Source organism: Kitasatospora sp. NPDC058063, assembly GCF_042885395.1.
Classification (GTDB): domain Bacteria; phylum Actinomycetota; class Actinomycetes; order Streptomycetales; family Streptomycetaceae; genus Kitasatospora; species Kitasatospora lactacystinica.
In genome coordinates, this window is sequence record NZ_JBHVSD010000002.1 from 106217 (window position 1) to 124490 (window position 18274).

General features: G+C 75.9%; 13 protein-coding genes and 2 pseudogenes. 11 read left to right on the forward strand and 4 right to left on the reverse strand.

What is annotated here, in order from left to right:
- Positions 1-15: 15 nt before the first annotated feature.
- A complete protein-coding gene (locus ACFVUY_RS04250) occupies positions 16-3228 on the reverse strand; it encodes an EAL domain-containing protein (RefSeq protein WP_387727215.1) in 3213 nt (1070 codons plus the stop codon).
- Positions 3229-3460: 232 nt separating this feature from the next.
- Here ACFVUY_RS04250 and ACFVUY_RS04255 point away from each other — a divergent pair, with 232 nt between their 5' ends.
- The 5 genes from ACFVUY_RS04255 to ACFVUY_RS04275 all read left to right on the forward strand — a co-directional run bounded on the left by ACFVUY_RS04255 (position 3461) and on the right by ACFVUY_RS04275 (position 10538).
- Positions 3461-6826 (forward strand): amino acid adenylation domain-containing protein, encoded by a 3366-nt coding sequence (locus ACFVUY_RS04255; RefSeq protein ID WP_387727217.1) that lies wholly within the window; start codon positions 3461-3463, stop codon positions 6824-6826.
- Positions 6823-7722, forward strand: a complete 900-nt coding sequence (locus ACFVUY_RS04260; protein ID WP_387727219.1) for a leucyl/phenylalanyl-tRNA--protein transferase — start codon at positions 6823-6825, stop codon at positions 7720-7722. The genes ACFVUY_RS04255 and ACFVUY_RS04260 overlap by 4 nt, the downstream gene beginning before the upstream one ends.
- Before the next feature lie 79 nt (positions 7723-7801).
- Positions 7802-9376 (forward strand): hypothetical protein, encoded by a 1575-nt coding sequence (locus ACFVUY_RS04265; RefSeq protein ID WP_387727220.1) that lies wholly within the window; start codon positions 7802-7804, stop codon positions 9374-9376.
- A gap of 89 nt (positions 9377-9465) precedes the next feature.
- On the forward strand, positions 9466-10020 hold the full coding sequence (locus ACFVUY_RS04270) for a hypothetical protein (RefSeq protein ID WP_387727222.1): 555 nt from the start codon (positions 9466-9468) through the stop codon (positions 10018-10020).
- Complete coding sequence (locus ACFVUY_RS04275; RefSeq protein WP_387727224.1) at positions 10017-10538, forward strand: hypothetical protein; 522 nt, start codon at positions 10017-10019, stop codon at positions 10536-10538. Before ACFVUY_RS04270 ends, ACFVUY_RS04275 begins: the two co-directional genes overlap by 4 nt.
- A gap of 142 nt (positions 10539-10680) precedes the next feature.
- Here ACFVUY_RS04275 and ACFVUY_RS04280 read toward each other — a convergent pair whose 3' ends face one another.
- A complete protein-coding gene (locus tag ACFVUY_RS04280; RefSeq protein ID WP_387727226.1) occupies positions 10681-11685 on the reverse strand; it encodes a DUF2510 domain-containing protein in 1005 nt (334 codons plus the stop codon).
- Positions 11682-12995: an MFS transporter gene (locus tag ACFVUY_RS04285; protein WP_387727228.1), complete on the reverse strand. Its 1314-nt coding sequence runs from the start codon at positions 12993-12995 to the stop codon at positions 11682-11684. The genes ACFVUY_RS04280 and ACFVUY_RS04285 overlap by 4 nt, the downstream gene beginning before the upstream one ends.
- Before the next feature lie 26 nt (positions 12996-13021).
- On the opposite strand from ACFVUY_RS04285, the gene ACFVUY_RS04290 reads away from it, so the two are divergent.
- Positions 13022-13561 (forward strand): CGNR zinc finger domain-containing protein, encoded by a 540-nt coding sequence (locus ACFVUY_RS04290; protein WP_387689740.1) that lies wholly within the window; start codon positions 13022-13024, stop codon positions 13559-13561.
- A gap of 135 nt (positions 13562-13696) precedes the next feature.
- Complete coding sequence (locus ACFVUY_RS04295) at positions 13697-14464, forward strand: HAD hydrolase family protein (RefSeq protein ID WP_387727230.1); 768 nt, start codon at positions 13697-13699, stop codon at positions 14462-14464.
- A 43-nt stretch (positions 14465-14507) separates the two neighbouring features.
- Here the strand turns inward: ACFVUY_RS04295 and ACFVUY_RS04300 are convergent.
- A pseudogene (locus ACFVUY_RS04300) lies at positions 14508-14597 on the reverse strand (alpha/beta hydrolase); the annotation flags it as partial.
- A 94-nt stretch (positions 14598-14691) separates the two neighbouring features.
- On the opposite strand from ACFVUY_RS04300, the pseudogene ACFVUY_RS04305 reads away from it, so the two are divergent.
- The 4 genes and pseudogenes from ACFVUY_RS04305 to ACFVUY_RS04320 all read left to right on the forward strand — a co-directional run.
- Positions 14692-15081 (forward strand): annotated as a pseudogene (locus ACFVUY_RS04305) (nuclear transport factor 2 family protein); the annotation flags it as partial.
- A 225-nt stretch (positions 15082-15306) separates the two neighbouring features.
- Entirely contained in the window at positions 15307-16203 is an 897-nt protein-coding gene (locus ACFVUY_RS04310; RefSeq protein WP_387727777.1) for a phosphotransferase family protein, read from the forward strand.
- A gap of 246 nt (positions 16204-16449) precedes the next feature.
- Positions 16450-16731, forward strand: coding sequence for a hypothetical protein (locus ACFVUY_RS04315; RefSeq protein ID WP_387689734.1), 282 nt, complete (start codon positions 16450-16452; stop codon positions 16729-16731).
- A 68-nt stretch (positions 16732-16799) separates the two neighbouring features.
- Complete coding sequence (locus ACFVUY_RS04320; protein ID WP_387727232.1) at positions 16800-18200, forward strand: cytochrome P450; 1401 nt, start codon at positions 16800-16802, stop codon at positions 18198-18200.
- The last annotated feature ends 74 nt before the right edge of the window (positions 18201-18274 follow it).

Genomic DNA, 18274 nt, shown 5'->3' on the forward strand with positions numbered 1-18274 from the left:
GGGGCGGGCCGCCGCTCAGGCGGGTTCGTAGGAGGTCCGCCGGACCAGGGCGCGGGCCTGCGGGGAATCCATGGGGTGGGCGAAGAGGTACCCCTGGCCGAGCGGGCAGCCCATGGCGGTGAGCAGGTCGCGCTGGTCGGCGTGCTCGATGCCCTCGGCGATCACCTGGACGCCGAGGGTGTCGGCGATCCGGGTGATTCCCTCGACCAGGGCGTACTGCTGGGGCGAGTGGCCGAGGCCGTCGATGAAGGACTTGTCGATCTTGAGCAGGGAGATCGGGAACTCGCGCAGGTAGGACAGCGAGGAGTAGCCGGTGCCGAAGTCGTCGATGGCGATGCCGACGCCGAGGCCGGACAGGGTGGCCATGTCGGCGTGGATGCGGTCGTCGCGGCGCATCAGCACGGACTCGGTCAGCTCCAGGACCAGGGTGTGCGGGTCGATGCCGGTGGTGGCCAGGGCCCGGCGGACCACGTCCACGAACCCGGCGTCGCGGAACTGCCGGGCCGAGACGTTGACGTTGACCCGCAGCGGCGGCCGGCCGGCGGCGGAGCGGACCGCCGAACTCGCGGCGTGCCAGGCCGCGACCTCCTGGGCGGCGCGCTCCAGCACCCAGGCGCCGAGCGGGACGATCTGGCCGCTCTCCTCGGCCAGGGCGATGAACTCGTCGGGCAGGACCATGCCGCGGCGGTCGTGCGGCCAGCGGACCAGCGCCTCGAAGGCGACCAGGTCCCCCGAGCGCAGGTCGACGATCGGCTGGTAGTACAGCTGGAAGGCCGATTCCGCGATCGCCGAGTCGAGGTGCTCGTTCAGCTCGTGCCGCTCCACCATCCCGGTCTGCAGGGCCGGCCGGTAGTGGCGCCACTGACGGCGGCCGGCCGCCTTGGCGGAGTACAGCGCGAGGTCGGCGTGGGTGAGCAGCTCGGTCGCGTCCACGCTGTCCTCGGTGGTCGCCACGCCGATGCTGGCCGTCACCCGCACCGCGCCCGACTTGAGCTTGAACGGCTCGGCGAACACCGCCAGCACCCCGGACGCGATGGTGTCCACGTCGGCCGGCCGCCGCGCGTCCTCCACCAGCACCGCGAACTCGTCGCCGCCGAGGCGGGCGGCGGTGTCCGAGGCGCGAAGGGCGGTGGAGACCCGCAGCGAGACCGCGACCAGCAGCTCGTCGCCGACCGCGTGGCCCTGGGTGTCGTTGACCACCTTGAAGTCGTCCAGGTCGATGAACAGCACCCCCGTGACGGCTCCGCTGCGCTCGCCCCGGGAGAGGGCGTGGCCGACCCGGTCCAGGAACAGCACCCGGTTGGCCAGGCCGGTCAGCGAGTCGTGGAAGGCCCGGTGGGTCAGCTCGCGCTCCATCTGCCGCTGCTCGGTCACGTCGCGCAGGGTGAGCACGAGGGCGCCCACGGTCGGGTCCGCGCGCAGGTCGTTGAAGCGGACCTCGGCCTCGATCGGGGTGCGGTCCTGGCGCAGCAGCCGCCAGTGCTCGCGCGGCTGCTCCGCCCGGGGCTGGTCGGCGGTCCCGCGCATCCGGGCCAGCGCCTTGCCGACCTCCCGGCTGTCCTCGGGCGGGACCAGGTCGGTCAGCAGGGTGCCGGCCAGGTTCGGGTGGCCGAGCACCGTCTCGGCGGACGGGGAGGCGTAGCGCACGCCGTCGTCGGCGTCGAGGATCAGGATGACGTCGCTGGCGTTCTGCACCAGGGTGCGGAAGTACAGCTCGCTGTTGCGGCGGATGACCTCCCGGCTCAGCACCAAGCGCTCGACCGCGAGGGCCGCCTGCGCGGCGAGGATCTCCAGCGAGCTCCAGAGGCTGGTCAGCTCCTGCTCGGTGCCGGTGACGATGAGCGCGCCGATCAGCGGATCGCCGGAGGGGCGCTCGGCGAGGGTGAGCGGGCAGACCAGGGCGTACGGCATGCCGCCGCCGAGGCGGGTGCGCCGGTCGCCGCCGGGCTTGGCGCCGGGTTTGGACGGGCCGGGCTTCGACGAGGTGGGCGGGGCGGCGTCCAGGCCCAGGGCGGCCACGGGCAGCAGCAGGGTCTCCCGGGCGGCGGCGAGTTCCAGCACCTGCTCGGACGGCGCGGCGTCCTGCGGGGCCTGCCGGGCGGAGCCGCTCCCGGCGTGCCGCACGTGCAGCACGCCCTCCTCGGTCACCGCGAGCAGGGCGACGTGTCCGGCCTCGGCCGGCATCAGCGTCGACGCGGCGGACTGGACGGCGTCCGCGACCTCCTCCACCGTGACGGCCGCGGTCAGCCGGGCGCCCGCCTCGCGCAGCGTCCGCTCGCGGGCGACGGCCTGCCGGCGGTCGGAGACGACCACCGCCAGCCGGGCCAGCACCAGCAGGTAGAGCAGCGCGGAGAACGCGCCGATCACGCCCGCGTTGCCGGTGTTGCCGGCCAGCGCCTCGATGATCAGGATCGCCGGGGCGATCAGCGAGGCGAGGGTGAGCAGCACCAGCCGGGCGGTGCTCAGGTCCGGCTGCTGGGTGGGCACCGGCCGGGTCAGCTCGACCATCGACGGGTGCAGCGCCGCCGCGCCCCAGGCGGTGTAGAAGGCGGCCCAGCCGAGTTCGACGGGCGTGCCGATGTGCCAGGTGCCGTGCAGCTGGACCAGCCCGTACAGCACGTCGGAGACCAGGAGGCCGAGCGAGCCGACGGCGAGCAGCTGCAGCGAGCGGGAGTTGCCCCCGCGCGGGGTCAGCAGGCGCAGCAGCAGGGCGAGCACGACCACGTCGCCGAGCGGGTAGGCGATCGAGACGGCTTTCTGGAACCAGTCGAGGTCCGGGTTCCGGGCGTACGGGAGGATCAGGTAGATCCAGGCGAGCAGGGCCAGTCCGATGGTGGGGATGAGGGCGTCGAGCAGCCCGGCGCGGTCCTGACGGGCCGTGCGCCAGCGGATGAAGCCCAGCACGCCGACCGCGTACAGCACGTACTCGGCGAGATAGAAGCCGTCCGCGACGGACGGGAACGGGTTGGGCAGGTGCAGGATGTCCAACTGGACGGCCTGGATCACCTCGCCCACGGTGAAGCTGAGGTTGGCGAGCGCCAGCACGTACCAGAAGCGCGCGTGCGCGGGCCGGTTGAGCCGGACGCCGACCACGATCGCGGCGACGCCGCCGAGGCCGATGCCCGTCCACCAGATGATCCGCTGGCTCGGATTCGCGTAGTAGATGCCGGTGAACAGCACCATCCAGAGCAGGTAACAGACCATCAGGCGTTGGCGCCGGCGAGTCAACGAGGCTACCTCCTCCGCGACACCACCCCGCCGGTCGGGCGGGGCAGTTCGGGCGAGGACTGGGCGGGCGAGGCGTACGGGCCGGCCCGGGGCGGGACGGGGTGGGCGCTTTCGCGCAGCAGCGAGGCGTCCGGTGGGGGTGCGACCGGACGGCCTCGACGGGGCAGGAGTGCGTATAGTCGGAAATGTCGCACTCCCCAGCATTCTGCCGCCACAGCACGAGGTCAAGCCGGTGGACGACGCAGTAGACAGCGCACAGGGCGTACGTACGGATGTGAGCTCCGACCGTCACGCCGTGGTCCGCAACGACAACGGTCAGTATGCGATCTGGCCCGGGGACTTGACCGTCCCGGCCGGCTGGCGGCAGGTCCACGGACCGGCCGGGCGGGCCGACTGCCGGGACCGGGTGGAACGCGAGTGGCGCCCCGCCGAACTGGGATTCCCCGACGGCGCCCCCGTACGGCGGGCGGCGGCCGGATTCGCCGACACGGTGCACGGACTGTTCCGCGCGCGGGCGGCGCACGACCCGGAGGCGGTCGCCGTCATCGCCGCCGACGCCACGCTGAGCTACCGCGAACTCGACCTGAGCAGCGACCGGTTGGCCGCCGCACTCCGGGCCCGCGGAGCCGGCCCCGAGCAGGTCGTGCCGGTCTGCCTGGAACGCGGGGCCGGGCTGGTGACCGCCTGGCTGGCCGTGCTCAAGGCCGGCGGGGCCTTCCTGCCACTGGACCCGGCCCACCCGCGGCGACGATTGGCCGGGCTCGTCGAGGACTGCGGGGCCCGGGTGGTGGTCGCGGACGGCGACGGCTTCCCGGGGACCTCCCAGGTGCCCGTGCTCGGACCGGGGGGCGGCGGCTCCGGCGAGTTCCTGGGAGACGACGGCGCCGTCCCCGACGACCTCGCCTACCTGATCTACACCTCCGGCACGACCGGCCGCCCCAAAGGCGTGCCCGTCACCCACCGTGCGCTGCTGTTCACCCTCGACCGGATCGTCCACGCCTACCGGCTGCGCCCCGGCGAACGCGTCCTGCAACTGGCCGCGCTGGGCTCCGACACCGCGCTGGAGCAGGTGTTCGGCGCCCTGCTCGCGGGCGCGACCGTCGTGCTGGGCGGCGGCGGGGACGCGGGCGGCACCTGGGCGCCCACCGAACTGGCCGGCCGGCTGCCCGGGCTGGGCCTGGCCGTCGCCGACCTCACCCCCGCCTACTGGCACCACCTGCTCGACCTGCTCCCGCCCGGCGGGCCCGGCCCCCGCGAACTGCGGCTGGTCGTGGCCGGCGGGGACGTCGTGGACGCCGACGACTGCCGCCGCTGCCTGGAACGGCTGCCCGGCGCCCGGCTGCTCAACGCGTACGGGGTCACCGAGGCGGCCGTCACCTCGACGCTCTGCGAGGTCACGGCCGACCTCCTCGGCGGGGGCGCCACCGGCCCGGGCCCGGCGGGACCGGGCGGCTCCGCCGCGCCCGTACCGATCGGCCGGCCACTGCCCGGAGTACGGGTGCACGTGCTCGACGCCCGGCTGCGCCCCGTCCGGCCCGGGGAGAAGGGGCAGATCCACCTCGGCGGGCCCGGCCTCGCCCGCGGCTACTGGCGGCAGGCCGGGCTCACCGCCGAGTCCTTCCTGCCCGACCCGTACGCGCCGCTGCCCGGCGAGCGGATGTACCGCACCGGCGACGCCGGACGGTGGCGGGCCGACGGGCAGCTGGAGATCCTCGGGCGCTTCGACGACCAGCTGAAGGTGCGCGGGCACCGGGTGGACCCGGCCGAGATCGAGGCCGTCCTGGCCGCCCACCCGGACGTCCGGCAGGCCCGGATCGCGGCCGACGGGGAGGCGGCGGACGGCAGCCGCACGCTCACGGCGTACTACACGCTCGCCCCCGGGGCGGCCGGCGGGGCGCGGGCGATCCGGGCGTTCCTCGCCGAGCGGCTGCCGGAGTACCTGGTGCCGGCCGACTTCGTGCCGCTGGCGGCGATGCCGCTGACCGCGGCGGGGAAGATCGACCGGCGGCGGCTGCCGCACGCGCCGGTGCGCCCGGTCGGTTCGGGCGGTCCGCCCGGCCCGGCCGCTCCGACTGCTCCGACTGCTCCGGCCGTTCCGGCCGGCGCGGGTGCGTCCGGTGCGGACGCGGTCGAGGCGGCCGTCGGGCAGCTGTGGGCGGAGCTGCTCGGCGTCGAACACGTCGGCCCGGAGGACGACTTCTTCGCGCTCGGCGGCACCTCGCTGCTCGCGATGGAGATGCTGGCGCGGGCCCGGATCATGTTCGGCATCGACGTCGGGCAGGTGCGGGCGCTCACCCGGGCACTGCTGCGCGAACCTGTCCTGCACGCCTTCGCGGGGGCCCTGCGGGCGGCGCGCACGGAGGGCCCCGCGGGCGCCGAACGGGACGCCGGCGTCGACTGGTTCGCGGAGGCCCGGCTCACCGACGACCTCCGGCAGTCCTGGAGCCCGGCGCCCTCCCGGGCCGAACCCGCCGAGATCCTGCTCACCGGCGCCACCGGCTTCTGCGGCGCCCACCTGCTGCACGCGCTGCTCGCCACCACCCGGGCCCGCATCCACTGCCTGGTCCGCGCGCCCGACGAGGAACACGCGCTGGAACGGCTGCGGGCGGCGCAGCAGCGCTTCCTGCGGCACGACCTCGCCGACCGGCGGGTGGTGCCACTGGTCGGCGATCTCACCCGGCCCGCACTCGGGCTGACGGACCACCGGTTCGACTGGCTGGCCGGGCACCTCGACGCGATCCACCACCTCGGCGGGCAGGTCAACTTCCTCTACCCGTACCACCAGCTGCGCCGCCCCAACGTCGGCGGCACCCGGGAGGTCGTCCGGCTCGCCGGGCACAGCCGGGGCATCCCCGTGCACTACCTCTCCACCCTCGCCGTCCTGGCCGGCTTCGGCGCGGCCGGCGTCCCGAAGGTCACCGAGCGGACCCCGCTCGCCCACCCGGAACGGCTCGGCGTCGGCTACGTCGAGAGCAAGTGGGTCGCCGAACAGCTGCTGCACAACGCGGCCGCCGCCGGTCTGCCGGTCACCGTGCTGCGCACCAACGACGTCACCGGGGACCTCGCGGACGGGGCGATGAACACCGGCACCGAACTGTGCGCGCTGATCGCCTACCTGGCCGACAGCGGGACCTGCCCGGACGTGCAGCTGCTGCTCGACTTCGTCCCCGCCGACCGCTTCTCCCGGGCCGTCGCCCACATCGCCGCCCACGCACCGGCCGCCGGCGAGGTCTACCACCTCACCTCCCCGCAGCCGGGCGTCCTCGCCGACCTCGCCGAGCGGCTGCGGGCGCGCGGCCACCGGATCGCCCCACTGCCGTACGGGGACTGGGTGCGGCGGCTGGTCCGGTTCGCCGCCGGGAATCCGACGCACCCGATCGCACCGTTCGTCCCGCTGTTCGTGGACCGCGCGCCGGGGACGGAACTGTCGATCAGCGAGATGTACTTCCGGCCGACGTTCCCGCTGTTCGAGCGGGTCAACGCGGACGCGGCGCTGGCCGGGAGCGGGATCGAACTGCCGCCGGTGGAGGCCGGGTTGATCGACCACTATCTGGCGGGGCTGGAGCGGGAGGGCTTCCTGCGGGCGGCGTCGCCGTGAGCCGTTCCGAGGGGAGCCGTTCCGAGGGGGGCAGTGCCGCGGGGAGCCTTTCCGGTGCGGGCCTCTTTGACGCGCTGGGCGGGCGGCTCGGCTCCGGCGACGGCCCGGTGGCCTTCGGCGGGTCGCTCGGGCCCGGAGAACTGCTGGCGGCGTACCGGCGCGGGCTGTTCCCGCTGCCGGCGGCGGACGTGTACGCGAGCGCGTACAGCGAGGCGTTGTACGGGGACGCCGTCGAGGCGGGCGAGGTGGCGCTGCTGCCGGGCGGGACGGACCCGTACGCGCTGGCCTGGTGGTCGCCCGACCCGCGGCCGGTGATCGTGCCCGACGGCGTCCGGCTCGGGGGGCGGCTGGAGCGGCGGCTGCGTAACCGGTCCTCGTGGTGGACGAGTGCGGACCGGGCCTTCGGGCAGGTGCTGGCGGCGTGCGCCGAAGGGCGTCAACCGGTCTGGCTCACGGAGGAGTTGGCGGCGGCGCTGATGAAGCTGCACGGGCTGGGGGCGGCGCACAGCGGCGAGGTGTGGGAGGGGGAGGAGCTGATCGGCGGCGTGTTCGGGGTGGTGGTCGGGCCGGTGCTGAGCCTGGACTCGATGTTCCACCGCCGTCCGGACGCCGCCCGGGTCGCCGTCGCCGATCTCGGGGCGAGGTTCGGCGCGGCGGGCGGGCGGCTGCTCGACGCGCAGTGGGACGGGCCGCACGTGCGGAGCCTCGGGGCGGAACCGATGGCGCGCTCGCGGTACCTCGCCGTGCTCTCGGGCGAGGGCGAGGGTACGGACAGGGGCGAGGGCAGGGGCATGGGCGGGGTCGGCGCGCTGGACGGGTCGCCGCTGCCGGCGGCGCGGCTGGGGCGGGGCCCGGTTGGCCCGGCTGATCCCTCCACTCCGACGAACCTCGGATGACCTGCGGTTAAACCTGATCGGTCCGGCTTTTTTGGCCTGTCTTCGACAAAGTTATTCCTCGTCAGTAACATGACGCCGCGTGTTCAAAAGCTCCATAGGCAGGGCCGCCGGCCCCGCCGTCCTCACCCTCGTCCTCGCCGGGGCCGCCGCGTGCGGGCCGACCAGCCCCGGTACCTCCCAGGCCGGTGTCGCACCGGCCGCCGCCACCGTCGCCGACCCGGTCGCGACCGCCGCCGGGGGCAGCCCGGCCGCCGCCCCGCCCGCCGGTGGCACCCCGCGCGCCAAGGCGGGCAGCCCCGCCGCCGGCCGTCCGACCCCGAGCGGAACCACCGTCACCGCCGCACCCGCAGGGGACCACCAGGCCGCGATCGGCAGCCCGGGCAAGGACGGTGGCGCCGTCACGGCGGCGGCGAAGAACCTCCAGCTGACGGCCTACGACCCGGCGGGCGGCACGGCCGTGCTGTCGGCGACGGGGCCGGCCGCCCCGGCCACCGCCCCAGCCACGGCTTCGCCCACTGCTTCGCCCACGGCTTCGGCCACGACCTCGCCCACAGCCTCGGCTACGACCTCGCCGGGCGCCGTCCCGTCTGCCGCAGTCGCGGCCGCGGCCGTCCAGCCCGGGCAGCTGATCGCCAGCCCGCCCACCGCCGCCGCCCCGCAGGGCGCGCTGGTCGCCGTCACCGGCGTCCGGCCCGGCGCGGGCAACACCATCGCCCTGACCACCCGTCCGGCCACTCTGGCCGAACTCCTCGGCGGCACCGAGGCCGACGGCAACGTCCCCGTCGACCCGCACGGCATCACCGTGACCCCGCTGGTCAAGGACCTCAAGGCGACCGCCGGCCTGACCGGGAACGGCGTCCAGGCCGACGCCTCCGGCACCCTGGAGGTGAACCTCAAGGCCCCCGTCCCGCTGCCCGACGGCGCGAGCCTCGACGCGTCCGGCTCGCTCCAGCTCCACCCCGCCGTCCACTTCGCCTACCACGGCGCGGCGGCCGGCAGCCCGCGCACCGCCTCGATCGGCTTCGACCTCGGCGCCCACGCCCAGTGGAAGGTCACCGGCGACGCCGCCCGCAGCACCGGCGCGGCGCCCGTCCGGGTGCCCTTCGCCAAGCTGCAGGCCAGCCCGGTGCTGACGGTCGCCGGCCTGCCGGTGGTCGTCAACCTCGGCCTCACCTGCTACCTGGAGGTCAGCGCCGACGGCCAGGTCCACCTGGAGGCGGAACAGGACGCCACCGGCATCTGGGCGGTGCGCGCCGACTACACCGGCGGCAAGGGCTGGACCCCGGCCACCAGCGCCGAGACCAAGGTCTCCCCGGTGCACGTGCGGCTCAACGGCAAGGCGGGCGTCCGGGCCGCGCTCGGCGCCGAGATCAGCCTCGGCCTGTACGACACCGTCGGCGTGGAGACCACTGTCGCCCCCTATCTGAGCGCCCGGGCGGAGGGCTCGCTGGTCGCCGACTCCTCCGGCAACCCGCCGCAGGCGCAGGGCAGTTGGTCGCTGGTCGGCGGCGTCGACCTGAACGGTTCGCTGCTCGCCCACCTGAAGGTCTTCGGCACCCCGGTCATCGAGGGCAAGCTGCCCCTGCCGCCGTTCCACCGGGAGTGGCCGCTGCTCGCGGGCTCGGCGACGCTGCCCGCCCCGCAGCACAGCTGACCCCTCGCCACCTTCCGGGCCCCTCGGCGGAGTTCTCCGACCGGGGGGCCCTCGTCATGGGTAGGCTCGGACCGGAGGAAGGGGGCGGTGTGGGGAGCAGACGTGCGGTGCTCGGCGGCGCGGCCGTCCTGGTCTGGGCCGGGACGCTGGTCCTGTACGCCGCCACCGGGATCGGCTGGTGGGCGGCCCTCCTGGCGCCGGCCGCGGCGGTGCTGGCCGCGCTGGCGCTGCCGACGCCGCCGCGACCGGGCGCACCGGCGGACGGGCCCGGGAGGCGCGTTCAGAGCCCGCTGCCGTCCGGGCCCGCACCCATGGGCCTGGGGTTCCCCGTCCCCGCGGGCCTGCCGCCGGTTCTTTCGGAGGGCCTTTCGAAGGCGGGGCCGGTGGGCAGCGGGCCGGTCTTCCGGTCCGACGTCTCCGGCGGCGTCCTCGCCTGGGCGGACGGCGACGCGGCGCTCACCGGGAGCGGCTACGGGGCCGGGCACCGGCCCCTGTTGGAGTTCGCCGACGACCCGCTGACCCCGGTGGCCGCCGAGACCGTCGCCGAGGGCCTGGAACGCCTCTTCCTCCGGCTCGGCCCGCCGCCGGGCGCGGACCGCAGCCCCGACCGCACCGCCCCCACGCCCCGAGGTGACGACCGGTGACCACCCCCGAGGAGAGCCGCACCCGCCGTCCGACGGCCCTGGAGGTCGCCACCCAGTGGGCCCGACTTCCGCCCGAGCACCTGCGGGTGGCCCTGGAGCACCTCGAACTGGAACTCCGGCGCGAACACGCCCGGGAGAGTGCCCGGGAGCGCCACCTGGCGTCGCTGGAACGCGAGCGGACGGCGTCGGCCTCGGCGCTCGAAGCGGCCCGGATGCGGGAGGAGCACGTGACCGAGCGTGCCCGGATCGCGGCCCAGGACCGCAAGGACCAGCGCGCCCACCAGCTCTACGCCGGCGGACTGGTGGCCGGCTTCGTGCTCGCCGCCGGAATGCTCGCCGGCTCGGTGATCGTCGGCCTGGACGGCCGCCAGTGGCTGGCCGGCCTGCTCGCCGGGCCCGGCCTGATCGCCCTCCCCGTGGTCTTCGTCCTGCGCCGCAGCGACCGGCCCGCCGCACGCCCGCGCCCGCTCCCGCCGCCCACCTTCCCGGAGCGGCTCCCGGACGACCGGTCGGCGTAGCCGAGCACTGTGGCAGCCCGGTGCCGCGGAACGCGCGGGAGGCCGCGAGGGGTGGAGCCGCGCGGCCGCGCGCCCGGAGGCGGGGCGGCCACGGCCGTGGCCGCGAGGGCGACGCCGGTCGCGACACCGCCGCAACGGGACGTCAGGTGCCGCTGGTGGGGGCGTCGTCCTTCTTGACGCCCAGGAGGATCTGGTCCAGCACCGAGACGTCCGGGGCGGCCGGGTCGTCGTCCACGCCGCCGTCGAAGACCACGTAGCCCCCGCCCTTCGCGGGGAGGGCGGCCAGCAGGACGTAGCCCTGGGTGCCGTCGGCGTTGGTGATGTGCCAGCGGGTCGCGTAGCCGGCCACGCCGGCGACGGCGAGGCTGCCCGAGCCGTAGTCGGTCTGCGAGGTCATCCCGCTGAAGATCTGCTTGGCGACGGTCGGCATGGCGGCGTCGGCGGCGGCCTTGGCGCTGTCGCCCTGGATGGTGTTCTTCTCCACCGAGAACCGGCCGCGGATGCAGGCCTTGCCGTTCGCGCAGGTGTAGCGGCCGCTGCCGAGGTAGACCGACCACTGCGGGGTGTCGGTCGTCGTCACCTCCCAGCCCTCGAACACCGGGAGGGTGATCGAGTGCTGCTGGTCCGCGACGGTGCTCCGGAGGACCGGGGCGGGCTTGGGCGTGGCCGGCTTCGGGGTGGGGCCGGGGCTCGTGGTCGGGCCGGCGCTGCGGCTGACGGAAACGGTGGGGTCGGTGGTCGGGTCCGCCGCGGGGTCGCCGCCGTGGCTGAGCGCGACTCCGGCGATGCTGCCGCCGACCGCCAGGACGCCGACCGCGACGGCGATGATCACGCCCGGCTTGGCCCGCTTGGGGGCGGGGGGCGGGGCCGCGGCCATCGGCGGGTAGCCGGGGCCGGGTTGGCCGTAGCCCGCGGCCGGGTACGCCTGCGGGCCGGGGTACGTCTGCGGGCCCGGGTAGGCCTGTGGGCCGGGGTGGCTCGGGTATGCCTGCTGCGCCGGGGGCGCCTCCTGGCCCGGGTAGCCGTAGCCGCCCTGGACCGGCCGGACGTCGCTGGTCCAGGCGTTGCCGTCCCACCAGCGCTCGTGGCCGGGGGCGCCGTCCGGACCGGGGGCCGGGTACCACCCGGGAGGCGTCTCGTTGCTCACGGCCGTACGGTACCCGCCGGTGTGCGGCCCGTGGCGGCAGGGGTGCCGCGCCCGCCGCCGCCCCCGCCGCGGGCGGTCAGCACGAGGGTCGCGGCCGTGGCCGCGGCGAGGGCGGCCCAGGCGGCGGTGAAGCCGTGGGTGGTGTCGCGGAGCAGCCCGAGGGCGGGCGGGACCAGGACGACGGCCAGTTGGTTGACGGCCATGACCAGCCCGAGGGCGAAGCCGGTCCGGCCCGGTGGGGCCGACTCCGCCAGGTGGGCCACCCAGGGGCCGTACCAGCCGATGCCGAAGAAGCCCAGCCAGGTGAACAGGAGGGCGGCCGCCACGGGGGAGTGGCCCGCCGGCGTCGCCAGGGCCGTCAACCCGGCCACCACCGCGCCCAGACAGACCAGGACGGGCCGGTACCGCCCGGCACGGCTGCGGTCGCTCCAGGCCGCCAGCGCGATCCGGCCGGCCGCCCCCGCCACCTGGACCGCCACCAGGACGGCGGCGCCCGGACCGGGGCCGAGGGCCGTCACGTCGTGGAGGTACAGCGCGCCGAGCACGCCGATGCCGCTGTGCACCGAGACCAGGCTCAGACCGGAGAACAGGATCCGCGTCATGGCCGGCTCGCGGAGCATCCGCAGCCGGGAGCGGACGGAGGCCGTCGGCGCGGCGGTGCCGGGAGCGGGGCGCAGGGCCGTGGCGGCCGGCGGCCGCCGGTAGAGGGCGGTGAAGAGCCCGGCGCCCACGAGGGCGACCAGCCCGCCGACCACGAGCGCCGCCCGCCACCCGTGCGCCACGGCCACCAGCGGCAGGACGGCGGCGGCGAGTGCGCCGCCCAGCGGCAGCCCCGCCTGGCGGACGCCCATGGCCAGTCCCCGCTGCGCCGGGGCGAACCAGACGGCCACCGACTTGCTGCCGCCGGGCTGCACGGTGCTGTATCCGGCGCCGACGACCAGCAGGACGGCGAGCAGGGAGGCGTACCCCTGCGCCAGGCCGCCGAGGAGCAGGGCCGCGGCGACCACGGCGGAACCGATGCCGACGACCCAGCGCTCGCTGTGCCGGTCCAGGAGCGCACCGGCCACCAGCAGGCCTACCAGCGGCACCAGTTGGGAGGCGGACAGGAGCAGGCCGAGCCGGGTCGTGCTGAGGTCCAGTGACTGCTGCAGGGGGACGGCCATCGCCCCGATGCCCTGGACGAAGAAGCCGGAGGCGGCCTGGGTGACGGTGGCGACGCCGAGGACCACCCAGCGGTACCGGAGCGGGCGGGCGGCGTCCCCGACGGCCCTCGGCCCGGAGTGCTTTTCGGTGCCGGTGTGCTGACTCATGCTCAGCAGCCTGGTGTCATGGTCTTATGCATCTCAACCCTTACGGCGAAGGCGCCGTGCACCTCGCCGCGGAACTGGCCAACCGGCGCCCCGGAACCGCCGGGGAACTGGTGGACCGCTGCCGCGCGGCCGGGCTGGTGGTCGACGGACCGGTCCTGCCGGCGGACCTGGCGCGCATCCTGGCCCTGCTGGACAGCTGGGAGGCGGTGGTCGACGCGGCCGACGAGCGCGAACGGGCCGAACGGCTCAACCGGATGCTGGCCGCCGACGCCGCCCACCCCCGGCTGACCGACCACGCCGATGGCTGGCACCTCCACTACCGCGACGACCACCAGCCGTTCGCCGCCGTGCTGTCCACCCTGATCGCCGTCGGCACCGCCTTCCACCTGGTGGGCCGCGGCATGCACCGGCTCGGCCGGTGCGCCGTCGCCGAGTGCACCACCCTCTTCGCCGACACCACGCGGACCGGCCGCCGGCGCTACTGCTCCCAGCTCTGCGCCAACCGCGACGCCGTCCGCCGCCACCGCCGCGCGGCGCGACCGGCGACCGGCCCGGCCCGCGGGTGACCGTCCCGCCCGGACGACGGGGACGTGTCGGAGGGCTTCGGCCGGATCGGGAAGCCGGGCCCGCCGACTTCCCGATCCGGCCGTACCCGAAGGGCCGCGGGATCGTGCACCGCACCGCCTGGATACGATCGCACGATGATCACCACCAGTGCCCGCACCACGGTCTTCGACATCGACGGCACCCTCTGCTTCGACGGGCGGACGATCGACCGCCGGATCCTCGCCGCGCTGGCGGACTGCGAGCGGGCCGGGCACCAGCTGGTCTTCGCCTCCGCCCGGCCGGTCCGCGACCTCCTGCCCGTCCTCGACGGGGCCTTTCCCGCCGCGACGCTGATCGGCGGCAACGGCAGCCTGGTCTCCGTCGACGGCCGGGTGCGGGCGCGGGCCGCGTTCGAGGCCGGTGACCTCGACCGGCTGCTGACCGAGGCCGAGCGGTTCCGGGCGGGCTACCTCGCCGACGGCCCGTGGGACTACGCCTACACCGGACCGGCCGACCACCCGATCCGCGGCCGGGTCGACCAGGGCGGCCTCGCCCGCCGGGTGGAGCTCGCCGAACTCCCCGCCGTGGTCAAGTTCCTGGTGGTCGACGCGACCGACCCGGCGGCCCTCGCGGAGGCCGGCCGCGCGCTCGGGATGACCGTCAACCACCACCTCGACGAGGCGATCATCGACTTCGCCCCGGGCACCACGAACAAGTGGGAGGCGCTGACCTCGCTGGGGATCGACGCGTACAACGCCTTCGGCAACGACATCAACGACCTCGACCTGCTGCGCAACGCCCGGCACTCCGTCCGGGTCGGCGCCCACCCGGGCCTGGACGGCGCCGCCCGCGTCACCGTCGCCGCCGAACCGGAGGCCGTCGCCGCCGAGATCTCCCGGCTGGCCGAGGCGCCCGGCCGGTAGCCGCCGGGCGCCGCGACCGTTCGCGTCAGGCCGACGCGGCGTCCGGCCCGTCGGTGCCGATCTCCGGAAGCTGCTGGAGCGCGTCCGGCGCCGCCCGCCACTCGGGTACGGCGAGCTCCGCCAGGTGCGCGTCCCCGCCGGCGGATTTCCGATGCCCGGTCAAAAGCGTGGGAGAGTCGGGGAGAGGGGCGGAAGAACCGACTGCCGCCGGGCCCGTGGGGGAGAGCATGTCCGCGTCCGTCGATCCGGTACCGAGCCACCGCGCGATCGAGAACCTGATCGCGCGCTACGCCGAACTCGTGGACGACGGCGACTTCGCGGGGCTCGGCGCCCTGCTCGCCGACGCCGTCTTCGTCGGCAGCGGTGCGCCGGTCCGCGGGGCCGCGGCGATCGAGGCGATGTTCCGGGAGACGATCGCCGTGTACGCCGACGGGACGCCGCGGACCCAGCACGTCACCGGCAACCTGGCCGTCGAGGTCGACGAGCGGGCGGGGACGGCGGTCGCGCGCTCGTACGTTACGGTGCTGCAGGCGCTGCCCGAACTGCCGCTGCAGGCCATCGCCGCCGGCCGGTACCACGACCGCTTCGCGCGCGGGGAGGACGGGCGGTGGCGGTTCGTGGAGCGGCGGGTGCGGATCACCCTGGTCGGTGATGTGAGCCGCCACCTGCGGAGCCAGGGTGCGCCGGCCGGGACGGAGGGACGGCCGGCCCGGGGGCGACCAGGACAAGAAGGGGCCGGGGCGGCGGTGCGGGAGCGGTTGGCGGGCGCGGCGCGCGCCGCGCTGGGCGGCGGCCGCCGGCTGGAGACGGTCGAGCGGCTGACGGGCGGCAGCAAGAAGGGCGTGTACCGGCTGTTGATGGACGACGGGACGACGGCGGTCGCCTACCGCTGGGACCGGACCGAGAACCACTGGCCCGCGGCCGAGGGGGACGACGACCTCGCCGACCCGTTCTCGCCCGGACTCGGCCTCGACCTGTTCCAGGCCGCGCACGCGCGGCTGGGCGCGCTCGGCGTCCGCGTCCCGGCGCTCCGGTTCGTCGAGCGCGCCGGCGACCGGGACGGCGCCGGCACCCCGGACACGGCCGACCTTGCGATCGTCGAGGACGTTCCCGGCGAGAGCCTGGAGAAGCTGCTCGCCCGCGACCCGCGCGCCGCCGCCCCGGTGCTGGCCCGGCTCGGCGACGCGCTGGGCGCCATGCACGGCCACCGCGCGCCCGGCTACGGGAAGGTGGCCGTCGTCGACGGCGGAGGAACCTCGCACGGGCCGTCCTGCGAGGGCGTCGTACGGGACCGCGCCCTGCGCGACCTCGCGGAGGCGGCGGCGCGCGATCCCCGGATCGCCGGGGCCCGGGACCGCTTCGCGGAACGCCTGCGGGAGCTGGCGGCGGCGGTGCGGCCGCGCGCGGAGCACGCCGTGGTGCACGGCGAACTCGGGCCCGACCACGTGCTGGTGGACGCCGACGGCCGCCCGGTGCTGATCGACATCGAGGGCACGATGTACTTCGACGTCGAGTGGGAGCACGTCTTCCTGCGGATCCGCCTGAACGAGGCCGACTACCGGCCGCTGGCGGCCGACGGACTGGACGAGGACCGGCTCGCCCTCTATGCGCTGGCGCAGCGCCTCTCGCTGACGGCGGGACCGCTGCGCCTGCTCGACGGGGACTTCCCGGCCCGCGAGGCCATGGCCGGCATCGCCGAGCACAACCTGCGGCAGGCCCTGCGGCTGCTCGGCGACTGAGGGCCGCCGTCACCGGCCGGTCCCGGCCGGTCCCGGCCCGTCCCGGCCCGTCCGCCCGGAGACGAGCGCCCCGAGCAGCCGTGGCCGCGACATCGCCTCCTCGCCGGAGACCCGGCAGGAGCCCGTACGCCCTCGTCGGTTCGGGGGATTGCGGCGGGGGTTTCCGGCGCGGACGGGGCGGCGGGGGAATCCATGCCCCGGAAGGGCGCCGCAACCGGTCGTGCGCCCTCGGAAGGGAGAACAGTCATGCGTCGTCGGATTGCCGCGGTCGGGATGCTGGCCGCCGCCGGAGTGCTCGCGTTCGCCGTGCCCGCACAGGCGGCGACGGGGGTGCTGGTGGTGAACGGTGCGGCGCACCAGAACCCGGCCCGGGGGTGCTACCCGACCCTGTCGCCCGTACTCGTCCAGAACCTCACGGACGCGAGGGTCGACGTGTACTCCGCGGCGAACTGCCAGGGGTCGCTGACGCGGGAGATCGCCGCCGGGATGTCCGCGGCGACGGTCGGTTTCAGCTACTTCGTCAACTGACACCGGAGCAGGACCGGAGCACGGGAAGTCGGCCGGGCCGACTTCCCGCGCCGTCACGAGGAGGTGCGATGGAGATCCCGGGGCCCGAACCGTGCGCCGACGGCGGGGTGGGCGCCATCGCGCGGGCGGGCGGCCTGCACGCCTACCAGCTGTGGCTGCACGTCGAGTACGGACCCGTCGCGCGGCTCCAGCTGCCCGGGGCCGGGACCGCCGTGTCGATCGCCGATCCGGTGCTGCTGGAGGCCGCGGTCCACCTCGACGAGCGGCCCCGGCGGCTGTTCTCCTTCCTGGACCCGCTGTTCGAGGCGGGCAACCTCCAGGTGCTCCCGGCCGACGAGCACGGGCCGTGGCGCCGGCTGCTGCTCACCGTCCTGGCCGGACGGCCCTCGCACGAACGGCACGTCGCCCGCTTCGCCGCCCTGGCGACCGGGCTCGCCGACCGCTGGGCCGCCCTGCCCGCCGGGCGGCCCGTCGAGCTCCAGCGGGAACTGGCCGGGCTCTCCCTCCGGATGGTCTGCGGCTACGCCCTGGGCGGCGAGGTCGAGGACCCGGACGGCGTGGTCGAGGCCTTCGAGGTGGTGCTCGCCGACCGGTTGGAGCGCCTCTACCGGGATCCGGCCGAGCAGGCCCCGGAGCAGCACGTCGAACGGACCGCGCGGGCCCTCGCCCGGCTGCGGGCGACGGTCGACCGGGTGATCGCCGCGCACCGCCCGGACGGCCCGAGCGCCGGCGGCCCCGGCACCCGCGACCGCGGCGCAGGCGGCCCCGACACCGACAACCCCGGCACCCGCGACCGCAGCGACCTGATCGGCGCCCTCGTCGAGGCCGGGGAGAGCCCCGCGAGGATCCGCGACACCGTCCTCGCCGTGATGCTGGCCGCCCATCACACCACGGGCGTGGCCGTCTCCTGGACGCTGCACCTGCTCGCCGCCCACCCGGAGGCGGCCGCGCGCGTCACCGAGGAACTCGACCGCGTCCTCGGTGACCGCCCGGCGCCCGACCACGCCGACCTGCACCGGCTGCCGTACCTGGGGATGGTCCTGCGCGAGTCGCTGCGCCGCTACCCGCCCGGCCCGTACGGCGCCCGGTGGACCGCCGGTCCGCTGGCCGTCGGCGGGTACACCGTCCCCGCCGGGGCGGTGGTCCTCCTCCCGATCCTGGCCGTCCACCTGAACCCCGCGTACTGGCCCGAGCCGGAGCGGTTCCGGCCCGAGCGGTTCACCCCCGAGGAGTCGGCGGGGCGCCCCCGGCTGGCCTGGATCCCGTTCGGCCTGGGCCCGCGCGCCTGCGAGGGGGCGGGCCTGGCCATGACGGAGGCCCAGGTGGTGCTGGCCGTCCTGCTCAAGCGGCTCGGCTTCCGGCCCGAGCCGGGCCACCGGGTGGTCCCGGTCGAACGGTTCGTGCTGTGGGCCGCCGACGACATCCGCATGCTGGTGAGCCCGCGCGCCGTGGACGGCCCGTCCCGCTGAGTGGTCTGGCGGGAACTCCTATCGCGATATATCGTGAGTTCCCGTCCGTGTCGCCGACCCCGACGCGTGACGAC